General features: G+C 48.4%; 14 protein-coding genes and 2 tRNA genes. 9 read left to right on the top strand and 7 right to left on the bottom strand.

The features are described from left to right. Positions 1–565: 565 nt before the first annotated feature. Positions 566–1,630 (top strand): malate/lactate/ureidoglycolate dehydrogenase, encoded by a 1,065-nt coding sequence (locus H5985_RS08925; protein ID WP_205050964.1) that lies wholly within the window; start codon positions 566–568, stop codon positions 1,628–1,630. A 130-nt stretch (positions 1,631–1,760) separates the two neighbouring features. On the opposite strand, the gene H5985_RS08920 is transcribed toward H5985_RS08925, so the two are convergent. The 6 genes from H5985_RS08920 to H5985_RS08895 all read right to left on the bottom strand — a co-directional run bounded on the left by H5985_RS08920 (position 1,761) and on the right by H5985_RS08895 (position 5,480). Next, positions 1,761–1,845 (bottom strand) — tRNA-Leu (locus tag H5985_RS08920). 25 nt (positions 1,846–1,870) lie between these two features. Further along, a tRNA-Val gene (locus H5985_RS08915) sits at positions 1,871–1,945 on the bottom strand. 126 nt (positions 1,946–2,071) lie between these two features. After that, positions 2,072–2,557 carry a 2-amino-4-hydroxy-6-hydroxymethyldihydropteridine diphosphokinase gene (gene folK / locus H5985_RS08910; protein WP_205050963.1) on the bottom strand — a complete coding sequence of 162 codons (486 nt, stop codon included), beginning with the start codon at positions 2,555–2,557 and terminating at the stop codon, positions 2,072–2,074. Between the two features lie 3 nt (positions 2,558–2,560). Continuing rightward, positions 2,561–4,108, bottom strand: a complete 1,548-nt coding sequence (pcnB, locus tag H5985_RS08905; RefSeq protein ID WP_205050962.1) for a polynucleotide adenylyltransferase PcnB — start codon at positions 4,106–4,108, stop codon at positions 2,561–2,563. A gap of 41 nt (positions 4,109–4,149) precedes the next feature. Next, on the bottom strand, positions 4,150–4,836 hold the full coding sequence (locus tag H5985_RS08900) for an HAD family hydrolase (protein ID WP_205050961.1): 687 nt from the start codon (positions 4,834–4,836) through the stop codon (positions 4,150–4,152). Further along, entirely contained in the window at positions 4,833–5,480 is a 648-nt protein-coding gene (locus H5985_RS08895) for an HdaA/DnaA family protein (RefSeq protein WP_205050960.1), read from the bottom strand. The genes H5985_RS08900 and H5985_RS08895 overlap by 4 nt, the downstream gene beginning before the upstream one ends. Before the next feature lie 99 nt (positions 5,481–5,579). On the opposite strand from H5985_RS08895, the gene purM reads away from it, so the two are divergent. From purM to H5985_RS08860, 7 genes are all read left to right on the top strand, one after another. Next, positions 5,580–6,608, top strand: a complete 1,029-nt coding sequence (gene purM / locus H5985_RS08890; protein ID WP_205050959.1) for a phosphoribosylformylglycinamidine cyclo-ligase — start codon at positions 5,580–5,582, stop codon at positions 6,606–6,608. Between the two features lie 74 nt (positions 6,609–6,682). Next, on the top strand, positions 6,683–7,777 hold the full coding sequence (locus H5985_RS08885) for an adenosine deaminase family protein (RefSeq protein WP_205050958.1): 1,095 nt from the start codon (positions 6,683–6,685) through the stop codon (positions 7,775–7,777). A gap of 557 nt (positions 7,778–8,334) precedes the next feature. Beyond that, complete coding sequence (locus H5985_RS08880) at positions 8,335–9,150, top strand: DUF3100 domain-containing protein (protein ID WP_205050957.1); 816 nt, start codon at positions 8,335–8,337, stop codon at positions 9,148–9,150. Positions 9,151–9,186: 36 nt separating this feature from the next. Then, positions 9,187–9,651 carry a hypothetical protein gene (locus tag H5985_RS08875; RefSeq protein ID WP_205050956.1) on the top strand — a complete coding sequence of 155 codons (465 nt, stop codon included), beginning with the start codon at positions 9,187–9,189 and terminating at the stop codon, positions 9,649–9,651. 34 nt (positions 9,652–9,685) lie between these two features. Further along, entirely contained in the window at positions 9,686–11,005 is a 1,320-nt protein-coding gene (locus tag H5985_RS08870; protein ID WP_205050955.1) for an amidohydrolase, read from the top strand. A 239-nt stretch (positions 11,006–11,244) separates the two neighbouring features. After that, positions 11,245–12,624 (top strand): C4-dicarboxylate transporter DcuC, encoded by a 1,380-nt coding sequence (gene dcuC, locus H5985_RS08865; RefSeq protein WP_205050954.1) that lies wholly within the window; start codon positions 11,245–11,247, stop codon positions 12,622–12,624. 90 nt (positions 12,625–12,714) lie between these two features. Further along, entirely contained in the window at positions 12,715–13,992 is a 1,278-nt protein-coding gene (locus H5985_RS08860; RefSeq protein WP_205050953.1) for an amidohydrolase, read from the top strand. A 110-nt stretch (positions 13,993–14,102) separates the two neighbouring features. Here the strand turns inward: H5985_RS08860 and nrdD are convergent, their stop codons facing one another. Then, the gene (nrdD, locus tag H5985_RS08855) at positions 14,103–14,282 is read right to left on the bottom strand and encodes an anaerobic ribonucleoside-triphosphate reductase (RefSeq protein WP_239481753.1); all 180 of its coding nucleotides are present in this window, start codon (positions 14,280–14,282) and stop codon (positions 14,103–14,105) included. A gap of 126 nt (positions 14,283–14,408) precedes the next feature. On the opposite strand from nrdD, the gene H5985_RS09665 reads away from it, so the two are divergent. Further along, positions 14,409–14,540: helix-turn-helix domain-containing protein (locus H5985_RS09665; protein ID WP_205050965.1), on the top strand; the 132-nt coding region annotated here is incomplete at its 3' end.

Here is a 14,540-nt window from a genome sequence, read left to right as displayed (position 1 = left end):
AGGCCTTTTTCCAATCACTGTCCTGACGAAGCTGTTGCAGTTGACCTAAGGCGCTACCAAGAGTGGCATTATGAAGTTGACGGGCGAATTCAAGCTTTCTGAGTATCGTCTGAGACTCAGAGTCACTGACTCGAATGGGAAGCTCAATAATAAATGTTGGGCCGGGCATGAATGCTCATTCTACTCAACGACTGACGTCGTTGCACGGATTCCTCCCTCTGTTGAAACAGAGGGCTTCCTCCGTGATTATTCTGTGAAAAGGCATACTCCAGCTATTTCAGCGAAGATACCTACAAAGCGCTTAAGGGAGATAACAAAGAACTGCTGATTATTCCGGGAGCCAACCACACGGATCTTTACGACAAAAAGATTCCTTTCGATAAGATTGAGTCTTTCTTCAAAACGTATTTGAAATAGTCCTTTCAACTGAAAAACAAACTCAGAACTCCGCACCATAAAAGACAATCTATGGTGCGGAGTTTTTTATAAAAGTTCTAAGCACAGTCGCCTATTTTGAGTATTTTGAAAAAATCCTACAATGAAATGAAGATTTGAAGGAGTCATTATGCGTTATTCGAAGGAATTGCTCTACGAAGTTGCTTATGCGTTCTTGGTGGCTAACGGCAGCGATGCCTATGAGGCTAACCTCGTTGCTGATCATATGGTTAAAGCCAATCTTCGTGGACACGACAGTCATGGAATCGGCATGATCGGCATGTACACCCAATACTTGAAAAAAGGACAAATCCATCCGAACACCCCGCCGGAACTGGTTAAAGACCGTGGTGCTATTTTGCAGTTTCAGGGACATTTGGGCTATGGTCAACGAGCCGGTTTCGAAGCTACGAAAATGGCCATTGAACGGGCAAAGCAGACCGGAATTTGCCTATATACAATCGCCAATTGTTGCCATTTGGGGCGTATCGGTACATATGGAGAACAGGCTGCCGAGGCCGGTATGGTGAGTGTGCACTTTGTGAACGTTAACCAATTTCATCCGCTTGTGGCACCATACTGTGGTTCCGAAGCTCGTTTTGGTACCAATCCTTTCTGTGTGGCGATGCCTGGAACTGACAAATACGGTGCATTTGTACTTGATTTCGCAACTTCCATTGTTGCTCTTGGCAAAACCCGAGTCGCAATGCTTGCCGGAAAAACATTTGATGAACCGGTAATTGTTGATCCGCAGGGGCGTTTAACGAACGACCCGAATGTCATGTGGCAAGAACATCCTGGTGCTTTGTTGGCATTTGCAAAACACAAAGGTTCCGGTCTGTGCTTTGCCTGCGAATTAATGGCTGGAATTTTAAGCGGTGGTCAAACGATTCAACCAGAACATGAAAGAAACGGTTCCATTGTCAACAACATGACTGCGTTTGTTATTGATCCGGCGGCGTTGTGCGATATTGAGTTCATGCGAAAGGAAATGGACGCCATGGTCGATTATGTCAAATCCGCTCCGATGGCCGATCCTATCAATCATCCGATCTTAATGCCGGGGGAACCTGAAAGAATTCGTACTGAAGAGCGTAGCCGCTTGGGAGTGGAAATCGCTGACGGTGAATGGCAAGTCATTAAAAAGACGTGTTTGGATGCTGGAGTGAGCGAAGAGATTTTTGAAGGATTTTAACGGCACTTTCCACTATGAGTCTTTCCAAATTGTGCAGATTTGCGTTCAGGAAAAATCTGCACAATTTTGCTTTAGGAAGATAGTGGACAGTCAAGATACAAAAAAAGCACGATCAAACGTGCTCTATCTTTGGTGCCCGGGGAGAGACTCGAACTCTCACGGCTCATCACCGGTGGATTTTGAATCCACTGCGTCTACCATTCCGCCACCCGGGCATTCTAAATTGTCATCGCATCTTACTGGTGCGCGATACAGGGTTCGAACCTGTGACCCCTGCCGTGTGAAGGCAGTGCTCTACCGCTGAGCTAACCGCGCGCTTTCGCAAGCGAGGATTGGAATTATACCGAACTTCTTACTCTTGTCAAATGAAAAAAGAAGAAATTTTCGACTTTTTCCAATTTTCTTTCAAAAGCCGTTAACTCATCGGAAAGAGCGGCTATTTTAACCTATTTTTTCGATTTTTTGATCCTTCACTGCAGATAAAAATTCCTTGGCAAGACCTTTACCCGGAATATGAACTTCTGCATCTATTTCACAAAGCGGAACTAAAACAAAAGCCCGCTCATGCATTCTGGGGTGAGGAAGCGTTAAAAAGTCCGTATGGCTGGTTTGGTTCCCGTAAAGCAGTAAATCCAGATCCATTGTACGAGGAGCGTTATGAATACCGACGGGTCTTTCCCGCCCGAATTCTTTTTCGATCGTCAACAATGTCTGCAAAAGCTCTTCAGGGCTCAATTTCGTCTGAACCTTGATGACAGCATTTACATAGTCGGGGCCACTGGAATCAATCGGTTCCGTTTTGTAAAAAGAAGAGCGATTCAGAACGCAGATTCCCTCTTGCGAATCGATTCGCTGAATTGCGTCACTCAAAGCCTTTTTGGCTTCGCCCAAATTTGCGCCCAATGCGATAAACGCTATGCTTTCCATTGATCAGTCCTCGATTTTGATTCTTTTGCGGCGAATCGGCGCACGGCGACGACGTTTAGGTTTCGGTTTTTCTTCACTAACCGGCATATCTTCCGGTTCGTCATCAATCAAATCAATACTCGGATCACTTCCGGCCGTCCCGCTCAAATCGCGTACCAACTGCCAACTGTCGGCTTCGAGCAGCAACTGCTTTTTAATCTGTGCTTTAGACGGTTTGCGAGGCTCACCCTTTTTGGGTTTTCTTGCCTGAGCATTAAGTGCGGCTTGCTGCCGGATCATTTCCAGACGTGTTTCTTCATCCACCTCCTGGAATTTCGTCCACCAGTTCACGATTTCCGGATCGATAAATTCCAGCTGACTTCTCAGAAGCATGAAATCGTACCCGGCCCGGAATTTCGGGATGTTCATGTAGCCCATCGCCGCTTTTGTGCCACGACGCAAAAGCTTGATCTGCAACACCCAAATCGTCAGGATGTCTTCTACAAAACGCTTTTGAATTGCCAGACGCTCGCACTGTTTATCAAGCACATAACGCCCCGCCTCAATCATCGCCTGAATCTGGCTTTCACCTCGGGCAATCCGTTCTTCAAAATGACGATACGTTAAAGGCCAAAGCAATGTGGCAAACAAAAAAGACGGAGAAACCTTTTTACCGATGGCGATACGCTCATCGGTGCGCTTCATAGCAAGCATCAGGAAGCGCTCGCCTTTTGACTCTTTAAGTGCCACCTCCAAAAGCGGAATCACGTTGCGATAAAGCCCCAATTGTCTGAGCTGCTCCATGCAGGCGATAGCCCGTCCACAGGTCAAAAGCTTCACCGCTTCATCAAACAATCGGGCTTCGGGAACATTACCCAAAAGCGGAGCCAACCGGGCAATGGGTTCAAAGGTAGCCTCATCAATTTTAAATTGCAGCTTGGAAGCGATTCGAACCGCACGCAGCATCCGAACAGGATCCTCGCGATAGCGCTCTTCCGGATCCCCGATCATTCTCACCACACCGTCCAGAATATCCTGCATGCCGTTGTGGTAATCAATGAGTTCATCTGTCGTGGGATTGTAGTAAAGCGCATTGATAGTAAAGTCGCGTCTGGCAGCGTCTTCCCACATTTCGCCGAAGACGTTGTCGGAAATCACCCGACCGAACTTATCCTTTCTGACGCCCGCCCCTTCTAATGCGCGGAAGGTTGAACATTCGATTTTTTCACGACCGAACATCACGTGAACAAGACGAAAGCGCTTACCGATAATGATGGCACGCTTCTGACAGCGTTTGACTTGCTCGGGCGTCGCGTCCGTCACGACATCAAAGTCTTTGGGCGTCACCCCCAGTAGAAGGTCGCGGACAGCGCCGCCCACCACATACGCTTCATAACCCGCACGCTGCAGGTTTCTCACCGTACGGATAGCCTCAAGGCTGACTAAACGCTTATCGATTCCGTGTTCGTCACGACCGATAATGCGAGGAGTTTTTACGTAACGTTCAGGGGTTACGTTTTTTTTGGAATTTGAAAAAAGTTCTTTTGTATAGGCAATAATGCTCTTAAACATCATCCTTCCTTGAAGGTCGACCGCTGCCGAAATCAAAGGACTTATGCTCTATTAAAGAGCGTCAAAACAGTCCAACCGCTTTTTTGCGCTTGTTCTTTTAGTTGGGGATCCGGATTGGTCGCGACCACATGACCATGAAATGATTCGACGAATTGTAGCAAGGGCAAGTCGGTAATGGAGTCTGTATAGGTAACGCTTTCAGACAATTGCTCAAGAGGCATTCCCAAACTCAAGCAAAACTCTTTGAGTCGATCAATCTTGTGCACACCGTAACAAAAGCCTCCGGTAAATTCCCCCGTAAACTCTCCTCGGGCATCTTCAACCGGTCTTGTTGCCAATAGGTGCTCTATTCCAAACACTTTCGCCACTGGCGATGAAATAAAAGCCTGAGTCCCCGTGGCCATCACCGGTGTGTAACCATCCTCACGCATGGCCTCAACCAGACTTTTCGCTGCTGCAGTCACATTGGGCAAAACTTCTTCCTCAACGAAACGTTGTCTCAGACGTTCAATATTCTGACGGGAAAATCGAGCCAGAAGCTGCATGTGAAAACGCATGAAGGGCTCAACCTGAAAACGTCCGCAACGGTAGTCTTCGAGATACCGTTTTGATAAAGCGAGTTCAGCCGACAAGTCTGCACCGCTTTTTTGGGCCAAAAAATCAACCCAAACCACGCCCACATCAATGGGCATAAGGGTCCCGTCCATGTCAAAAATTGCGAGCTTCAAATATTTTCTCCGTGTTTGGCGAGCCACGCTTTCAAAGCAGGTACCGTTACCGTTGCCTTTTTCTTCGCTAAAAGCTCGCGGTCCATTTCACTTAAAAGATGAGACAGTATCTTGATATTGCGGGGAAGATAATTTTTCATCCAGTTTTCAGCCTCAGGCGTCACTTCCAGCCCACGCTCTTTGGCTTGAGCAGCGAGCGCTTGCCACATCTCGCCTTGCAGTGCTTGTATATGAAAAACTGCCCCCCAAGTCAGACGGGTACAAACATCGGGGCGAACGAATTTCTCCGCAGGCGACTTCTTTCCCGTCATCACAAGCGTAGCACCGGGATGCACCCGTACTTCATTAATCAGGGCAAAAAGTTTATCCAGTCCTTCTTCGCTGAGCGTGTCGATATCATCGACTGCATAGCGCAAGCGATCCGATGAAAAATTCGGCACATCGCTTTCTTTTAACCCCATGGCAATGGCCAGATGAGTTTTGCCTACCCCTGACTCTCCCCAGAGATAAACGAGCTGAGGCTGTGCTGTTTCAGACATTTGTCTCAGACACGTCAAGGCGGCACCGTTTGCTCCGACGACAAAATTGTCGAGCGTGGCAGCGGGCTCCATGGCGATATCTAACGGCAACTGTTCAAACAACATAAGTATCTTGACGTAAAGGTTTTTAACCCTTGCTAAAATGAATAAATTGACGCGGATACGCAAGTGTACCGCCACCTTCACCTTTTTTGGGCAAAAAACATGACTCAACTTTCTTACGCTGCCGCCGGTGTCGATATTGACGCCGGTGATGAACTCGTTGAACGAATCAAGCCGCTTGCCAAGCGCACGATGATCCCCGGTGTCTTGGCCAGTGTCGGCGGTTTCGGCGCAATGTTTGAAATTTCCAAAGAATACAAAAACCCGGTCTTGGTTACCGGCACCGATGGCGTGGGCACCAAGTTAAAACTCGCCTTCACGCTCGGCCGTCATGACACGGTGGGCCAGGATCTGGTCGGCATGAGTGTCAATGATATCCTCGTGCAAGGCGCCAAGAGCCTTTTCTTCCTTGACTACTATGCCTGCGGCAAATTGGATGTGGACGTTGCCGAACGCGTGGTAGCAGGCGTTGCCAAAGGCTGTGAATTGGCAGGCTGTGCCTTAATCGGCGGAGAAACCGCAGAAATGCCCGGCATGTACCCTGAAGGTGAATACGACCTGGCCGGTTTTGCCGTCGGTATCGTAGAAAAGGATCAAGCCATAGACGGCAAGAGCATCAAAGCGGGCGATGTCATTTTGGGATTGGCCTCCAGCGGCCCGCACTCCAACGGCTTTTCTTTAATCCGCAAAGTGGTTGAAGTGACGAACACCCCCTGGGACATGCCCCTTGACGGCCGCACATTGGCCGATTGCGTGATGGAACCGACCCGCATCTATGTCAAGCAGGTCTTAAACGTCATGAAGACTGTCACGATCAAAGGCATGGCGCACATCACAGGCGGTGGTTTGATCGAAAATGTGCCCCGTGTGTTGCCTGAAAACACTCAGGCTGTGATTCACGCTGACAGCTGGACCCGTCCTGCCGTCTTTGATTGGTTGCAACAGGCCGGTAACATTGACTCCCATGAAATGCACCGTGTATTCAATAACGGCATCGGCATGGTGGTCATTGTGGATGCGGCCGACGCTGATCGCGCCATGGCTGCTTTTGAAGCCGAAGGTGAAAAGGTTTTCCGTTTAGGCGAAATCGTCGAGCGCGAAACCGGTGCTGCCGGTTGCGTCGTTATCTAGTCTAAGACCTTTATAATGCAGGAGGCGATGGAGAAAAACCGTCGCCTCTTTTGCTATTTTTCGGAGAATGATTCATGCGTAAAGATAATCCGGCTTTTGTTCCTGATTCACCGTTTGCCCGGCCGATGACCGCCGAACATATGGAGTTTTTCAGAGCCATCCCCAAAACAGAATTGCATTGCCACTTGTTGGGTACAACACAAAAATCGACCTTTGAGGACCTCGTAAAAGAGTCCGGAGCTCCGGTTACGCAAGAAGAAATCGACGCCTTCTTCACCCGAGGCGACAAACCTGTCGGTGTGCTTCGTATTTTCCGCGCACTCGAAGAGCATATTTTGATTAAACCGTCCATGCTCAAGCGCATCACTTATGAGTACCTTGCCGACTGCAAAAAGCATGGTATCCGCTACACGGAATTTTTCTGGAACTACACGGGACTTGCCCGCCATTACAGTTATGCCGAAGCACAGGCAGCCATCATCGAAGGCATTCATGAAGGCGAACGCGATTTCGGCGTTATCGGCCGTTTAATTCCTTCTATCGACCGTGAAGATTCTCCGGAAGCAGCGGTGGAATTGGCCCGTCAAATGATTGCTCACCGTGCTCCTGAAACGATCGGTATCGGCATTGACTATCGCGAAAATGACCATGAACCTGAAAATTTCTGGAAAGCTTTCTTCATGGCTAAAGAAGCCGGTTTTAAAGTCACGATCCACGCCGGAGAATTCGGCTGCCACTGGCGCAATATTGAAACGGCGATGAAACTTCTTAAAGCCGATCGCCTCGATCACTGCTATACCATTATCGACAATCCGGAGCTTGTTGAAGAGGTGAAAAAGGCAGGCCTTATTATCACGGTCGTACCTACCAATTCCTACTACCTGCGCACCTTCAGTGATGAAGAATGGGCCTTAAAGCAACCCATCCGCAAGATGGTTCCGATGGGCCTGCGCGTGCATCCGAACACCGATGACCCGACGATGCACCATGTCAACGCCACTCAGACCTGGATGCTCATGTATAACTTCCTTAATTTCACCGTTGCTGATCTCAAAAACTTCATGATCAACGGCATTGACGGCGCTTGGATCGACGAAGCAACTAAGGAAAAATGGAAGAAAGAATGGAGTGAAGAATTTGACCGTTTGGCTGAAAAGTTCCCCGGTTAAAAGCTACTCGATTTAATTTCTGAGCCTTCTGCCAAACAGGAGGCTCTTTTTTGTCTAAGTTAAACGAACTAGGCAATCACAAAATAAACTCATCAACTTCTCATGACTCTGCTACAGTGATTAAAAGTTCTAAAAGAAAAAACTGAATTTTCCTTTTTGAACGCTGTTTTAGGAGAGTCATCATGCTGGTTCGCATAGACCGATATCACGCTATACGTCATTGTTATAAACCTTTGCGTCGCTTCGTACGCAACGTGACCTCCTCCACATCTTCTTCTACCTCCTCCACATCAACGGGCTCATCACTTTAATTGCCCGTCTGATTAAGGCTTCGTGATAGCCCACTCCACCGAGTCAAAAATCACAAATTCCAACTTCTGACAATTTGAATTTTTCAAAACTTTGCGCTTTTTGCGGCTCTTTGTATCAACTGGCCTCATAAGCGACTTATCCATTATTCGAAAAGGATTTTTCAGGTAATGCGGTTTTGAAAAACTAAAACGCAAAGACTTTTTCTATCGGTTAAGGGCCTTTGCATAAAAGAAAAAGGAAACGTCATGCAAAAGATCGCTAACTTTAAATTACATATCCTGGCCCTTATCGTCGTGGTGATTGCCGAGGCAATCGGAACGCAAAAATTCGGACTGGTCGTCATGCTGCCGCTGCTTTTTGCTCTGGTCATCGGCGGCATCATCAGTTTGCCTCGTCTACGTATTCTCAATAAATCACAAATGGATCGTGCTGCTAAATTCATGCCCATTGCGATGCTACTTTTAATTGCCAAAATCGGCCTTGATATCGGGCCTAATCTTGAAATTTTGCTCAATTCCGGTCTGGCCCTCATCATGCAGGAATTCGGTCACTTTTTCGGCACGCTCATTTTCGGTCTGCCGGTTGCGCTATTACTCAAGATGCGCCGCGAAGCGATCGGCGCCTGCTACTCGATTGACCGGGAAGCCAATGTAGCCATTATCGGTGAAAAATATGGGCTTGACAGTGCCGAAGGCCGAGGCGTAATGGGTATGTACATTTGCGGAACGGTATTCGGTGCTTTATGGATTTCGCTTTTAGCTGGCGTTATTGCTCAGCTTGATATCTTTCATCCGCACGCACTGGCCATGGGTGCCGGCATCGGTTCGGCAAGCATGATGGCCGCAGGCGTGGGTTCCATCGTTGCCTCTTATCCCCATGAAGCTCAACTCATTCAAGCCTATGCAGCTGCTGCCAATCTGATGACTTCGATTCTGGGTATTTATTTTGCGCTTTTTGTCTCGTTACCTGTCACGGTCAAAATTTATGAATTCTTCACCGGCGATAAAAGAGCGCCTGAATCGATTGAGGACAACATTGCTCAGTTGCATCCGAACCTTTAAGAAAACTGTCAAAACGAATTTAGAAGGAAAAATATCATGTTGGGTTACATTGAAAAGATGAAAGACATCCTCTTTATTCTGGTTGTCACGGCCATTTATTCGGTTATTGCCCATTGCGTAGGCAGTAACGGAGAGTTGGCGGCGGGTTCTATCGGCGCACTCGTTTTAGTAGCGATCACAGTTATCGGCGTCGTGATCAGTTGGCTGCCCGGCTTTAAACGCTTACCCATGGTTTTTTGGGTTTCGATTATTGCCGTTGTCGCCTCGATGCCTCAATTCCCATTGAGCGACTGGATTTTGGCACAAACCAAAAATGTGGGCTTTCTTTCGATTACCACTCCCATTCTGGCCTACGGTGGTTTATGTTTAGGGAAAGACTTGGCAGCTTTCAAACAATTGTCCTGGCGCATCGTTCCGGTTGCGCTGGCTGTTGCAGCAGGGAGCTTCATCTGTGCCACGGCATTGGCTGAACTGATGCTGCACTGGGAAGGCATTTTCTAACTGTTTGTTTTAACTGTATACAAAGGATTTAAAAATGAATAAAGCACAATTAAAAGAAGCGGTCTGTCAGGCTATTGAATCGCGTTTTGATGATATCAACAGGCTCTCAGAGGACATTTTCGCTGAACCTGAACTGGGCTTTAAAGAGCAGAAAACCTCAGCCAAAGTGAAAGCTGCGTTTGAAAAACTTGGCCTGAGCTACACCGACGGTTGGGGCATTACCGGTGTTAAAGCTCGCGTCAAAGGACGTAAATCTCAAAAAACGGTCGCACTTTTGGGCGAACTCGATGCCATTGTTTGCCGCGACCATCCTAACAGTGACCCGGTCACGGGAGCAGCGCACTGCTGCGGGCACAATGTGCAGATTGCCAACTTGTTGGCTGTTGCCATGGCCTTTAAAGATGCAGACATCATGAAGTACCTTGACGGTGATGTGGTCTTTTTTGCCGTTCCTGCCGAAGAATACGTCGAAATCGATTACCGCAATCAACTCAGGGAACAAGGCAAGCTTCGTTACCTGGGCGGTAAGGCCGAAATCATTGCCGAAGGCGGCTTTGACGATGTCGACATGGCACTTCAGATGCACGTTCATCCCACGGACAACCCAAACGGATTATTCGAAGTGGGCGGAACGTGTAACGGTTTTATCGGTAAGCTCATCGAATACCGGGGCCGCGCAGCCCATGCCGCCGGCGCTCCGGACAAGGGTATCAATGCATTAAACGCCGCCATGATGGGGGTGATGGGCGTCAACGCCATTCGCGAAACGTTCCGAGACGAGGACTGTGTACGATTCCACCCGATTATTAACGCAGGCGGCGACTTGGTTAACGTCATTCCGGACTTTGTGAAAATGGAAAGCTATGTCCGTGCTGCCCGTCTGGATGCGCTTACCCGCTACAACAGCGCCATTAACCGAGCGCTCAAAGCCGGCGCTGATGCAATCGGTGCTCAATGTGAAATCAAAGATTTGCCGGGTTATCTGCCGCTTAAGCCCGATCAAAACTTCCGTGATGTACTTCGAGCCAATGCTCAAACTATTTTCGGAGCGGAAAATGTCGAAGAAGGCGCTCACAATGCAGGCTCGACCGACATGGGCGATGTCTCGCACTTAATGCCTGTTGTCCACCCCTGGGTGGGCTGCGCCAAGGGAATTTTGCACAGCGCCAACTTCACCTTGGACAATAAGGATGCTGCCTTTAAAAAGACCGCAAAAGTACTGGCGATGACTATTATTGATTTGCTTGCCGATGATGCCTCTGAGGCTCAACGCATTTGCGATAACTTCAAGCCCGTGTTGACTCGGCAAACCTATTGCGAATACATGGACTCCATCTCAAAGGCAAACAACTAAAAAGTAACCTGTACCCTGGCCGGCAACTGTCAAAATGCCGGCCGTTTTTTTTTTTTGGCTTTTTTTTTAAATACAAGAGGAGAAAAAATCAGACATTCACCCAAGATAAGCATAAATGCTTAAAAGTTAGGGTAATTAATCATTTCAGGTGAAGAAATTTTGAGTCAAGATTTATTATGTTTGAACGTGTTTTCATAGCGTTCTCTCAATTTTCCCTGCTTTAGTTCTTGGAGTTAAGAATGACTGGTATTATCATCGTTCTTGTTTCTGTCATTGCAGCGGCATACCTCATCGTTAAAAAATACTATGCTCCGGGTGCCCTGCTTTTTGTGGGTCTCATCACTCTTGCTGTGGTGGCCCTTATTTCGCCTGATCCGATTCTCACGGGTAAAAAAGCCACTCATTTAGAGGGCTTGGACGTGATTCAGATCGTCACGAACCTCTTACAGAGCCGCGCTGCCGGCCTTGGCATGAACATCATGATCATCGGCGGCTTTGCCTCTTACATGGACCGTATCGGTGCCGCGGGCGCCTTGGTTCGTTTAAGTGTGAAGCCTCTGTCGTACATGCGTTCACCCTACATCATCATGGTGTTGGGCACGATGATCAGTATTGTGTTGAACATCTTCATTCCCTCTGCTGCGGGCTTGGCTCTGTTGCTCATGGTTTCGATGTATCCGATTCTTTTGGCCGGCGGCGTCTCCCGTCAATCGGCTGCTGCCAGTATCGTTATGAGCGGCTGCGTTTGCTTGGGCCCGTCTGGTGCCAATAACCTCTTGGGTTCTGAATTAACCAACATGCACGTGATGGACTTCTTCCTGAATGTGCAATGGGTTATCGCCTGGCCTGCTTTGATCGTGCTTTTCATTTCGCACTACTTCATTCAACAGTGGTTCGATAAGCGTGACCTCGCAAGCGGCAAGATCACCAAGGAAGACTTCCTGGCAACGGCTACTCAAGCCGAAAACAAGCAACCCGACGCTCCCGCTTTCTATGCTTTCTTCCCGTTGATCCCCGTGATCATGCTCTTTGTCTTCTCTCCGTTGATGTACAAGGGCATTCGTATGGAAGTGGTGACCGCGTTGCTTTGCTCCACGCTCTTTGCTTTGGTGATCCACGGCATCCGCACCCGCAGCCTTAAAGAATGCTTGGCTTCTTTGAAGGCATTTGCTCAAGGCATGGGTAAAGTCTTTACCTCCACCGTGTTCCTGATCGTGTGCGCCGAAGTGTTCGCACAGGGCCTCACGAAGTCCGGCGGTATCGATACGATCATTCAATCGGTCTCCAGCATGGACGCTGGCGCCGTTGCCCTCTACACGGCAATGGTCGTGATCGTTGCCTTGGCTTCATTCGTTACGGGTTCCGGTAACGCTTCGTTCTTCAGTTTCGCTCCGATGATTCCGGATGCTGCCTTGACGGTCGGCGCCAACGCCGCCTTCATGATTTCGCCTCTGCAATTGATCAGCGGCATCATGCGTTCGTCAAGCCCCGTGGCAGGCGTTACCATCGCTGTCTCCGGTTTAAGCGGTTTGGATCCGTTCGTTGTCGTCCGCCGTTCAATTCCTGTCATGTTCCTGACCGGTATTGCGGTTTACTTCAGCGCTATGATCCATATCTAATTGATGGATAATTTATGAAAAAACACACCACCCGATAGAAAAATCAATCTCGGGTGGTGTTTTTGTTTAAAGATACAAAAAGGATAGAAAATGGACAAACAAATCTTTGACGAAATGATCGCGACTCGTCGTCATTTGCATACCATTCCGGAAGAAGGTTGGACAGAATTTCAAACCACGTACATTGTTGCCCAACGCCTTCAGCAACTCGGCTACACAGACATCCGTCTGGGCACACAAGTCATTAATCCCAAGTGTGTCTTAGGTCGCCATGAAAAAACCGTTCAAGCCGCTATTGAACGGGCAGAAGACAGCGGTGTCCCTCATGAATTTATTGAAAAAATTGAAGGCTACACGGGCTGTGTTGCTGTATTGAATACGGGTCGTCCGGGTCCTGTCACCGCTTTCCGCTTTGATATGGACTGCAATCCGGTAGAGGAAACAGACGATCCTGATCATGCTCCCAATCGTTTGGGATTCCGCTCCACTCATCACGGTCTTATGCATGCCTGCGGTCACGATGCTCACACAGCTTTAGGCCTTGCCGTTGCCCGCTGGATCATGGAAAACAAGGACCAATTGAAAGGTACCTTTAAGCTCGTGTTCCAGCCCGCAGAAGAAGGCGTACGCGGTGCCGTTGCTATCGTCGGCTCCGGCATTTTGGATGACGTAGACATCATCATCGGCTCTCACTGCGGCGGCAAAGTCAAACTCAGCGAAGTAGGATTGGTTCACAAGGGAGTGTTGGCCAGCACTAAGTTTGATATCTACTACAAGGGCACACCGTCTCACGCCGGTAACAACCCCCATAAAGGCCACAGCGCCCTTTTGGCTGCCAGTGCCACCGCTATGATGATTGTGGGTATTCCTCGTCACGGCGACGGAGCTTCACGTGTGGCCGTCGGCCGCCTGGTGGCCGGTGAAGGCCGCAACGTCACCCCGGTCAATGCTTACATGCAAACCGAAGTTCGTGGTGAAACGGCTGAAATCAATGAATACCTCTGCGAAAAGATTGAACACATTGTCAAAGGTAACGCCGAAGCCTACGAAGTGGAAGGTCGTATCGAGAAAGTCGGTGAAGCCACGACAATCATCGAGTGTCCTGATGTGTTAAATGACCTCAAAGAAATCGCCCAAAGCCTTCCTGAAGTCACGAAGGTGGTTGACCTTTGCTCTCCCGCAGGCAGCGAAGACTTCACCATGATGCTGCGTCACGTCGTTCAACGCGGAGGTGTGGGCGGTATGTTCCGCTGGGGCTGCAACCATCACGGTCATCACCGTGCTGACTTTGATCTGCAGGATACACAATCCATGCCGATCGGCTTTGAAGTATTCACCCGCTACGCTCAAAAGGTCAACGGTATTTAATTGAATTGCTCACTCAAGGCACATCATTGTGTCATTTGAGCGCATCAAACAGACAAGGCATCGATTGAAATCACAACCGGTGCCTTGTTTTATGACTTTCAGAGAAAAAGTTACTTTTTAGCGTCTTTGTCTTCCAAGTGGCACTTGCTTTCAACAAAGCACTTGCGTTCATAGAACTCACCCTTTTTTCCGGTATTGAAAGAGGACACCGGACGGTGGTAACCCATCACACGGGTCCACACTTCGCAGGGTTGGCGTTCACTGTCTTTCAATTGAATTTGTTCACTCATGGTCGTCTCCATACTTAATCTCTTCAGGTCAGTTCACTATAACACAATAGATGGTGTCCTGTTCAATACTTTTTATCAAAGGTTTCGTAAGACCTCGTCATTAATGGCGGGGATATAAGAAACTGAATGCATCTAAAAGTGAAGTTTGGTTTGATAACATACCAAATTATGCAAATTACTTGTAGCTTTCGATTTGAACTCCAACCTGACAAAGACCAGCGGTCGCTCATGAGTCGTACCGCCGGTTGCTGTCGCTTG

The sequence above is a fragment of the Parasutterella secunda genome (assembly GCF_016901835.1).
GTDB lineage: Bacteria > Pseudomonadota > Gammaproteobacteria > Burkholderiales > Burkholderiaceae_F > Aphodousia > Aphodousia faecavium.
This window is presented reverse-complemented; position numbering and strand designations above follow the sequence as displayed.

Coding starts and splice junctions, on each gene's coding strand:
- purM (WP_205050959.1), top strand. CDS start 5,580: ATGACTCAACTTTCTTACGCTGCCGCCGGTGTCGATATTGACGCCGGT.
- dcuC (WP_205050954.1), top strand. CDS start 11,245: ATGACTGGTATTATCATCGTTCTTGTTTCTGTCATTGCAGCGGCATAC.
- folK (WP_205050963.1), bottom strand. CDS start 2,557: ATGGAAAGCATAGCGTTTATCGCATTGGGCGCAAATTTGGGCGAAGCC.
- H5985_RS08870 (WP_205050955.1), top strand. CDS start 9,686: ATGAATAAAGCACAATTAAAAGAAGCGGTCTGTCAGGCTATTGAATCG.
- pcnB (WP_205050962.1), bottom strand. CDS start 4,108: ATGTTTAAGAGCATTATTGCCTATACAAAAGAACTTTTTTCAAATTCC.
- H5985_RS08925 (WP_205050964.1), top strand. CDS start 566: ATGCGTTATTCGAAGGAATTGCTCTACGAAGTTGCTTATGCGTTCTTG.
- H5985_RS08875 (WP_205050956.1), top strand. CDS start 9,187: ATGTTGGGTTACATTGAAAAGATGAAAGACATCCTCTTTATTCTGGTT.
- H5985_RS08880 (WP_205050957.1), top strand. CDS start 8,335: ATGCAAAAGATCGCTAACTTTAAATTACATATCCTGGCCCTTATCGTC.
- H5985_RS08860 (WP_205050953.1), top strand. CDS start 12,715: ATGGACAAACAAATCTTTGACGAAATGATCGCGACTCGTCGTCATTTG.
- nrdD (WP_239481753.1), bottom strand. CDS start 14,282: ATGAGTGAACAAATTCAATTGAAAGACAGTGAACGCCAACCCTGCGAA.
- H5985_RS08885 (WP_205050958.1), top strand. CDS start 6,683: ATGCGTAAAGATAATCCGGCTTTTGTTCCTGATTCACCGTTTGCCCGG.
- H5985_RS08895 (WP_205050960.1), bottom strand. CDS start 5,480: ATGTTGTTTGAACAGTTGCCGTTAGATATCGCCATGGAGCCCGCTGCC.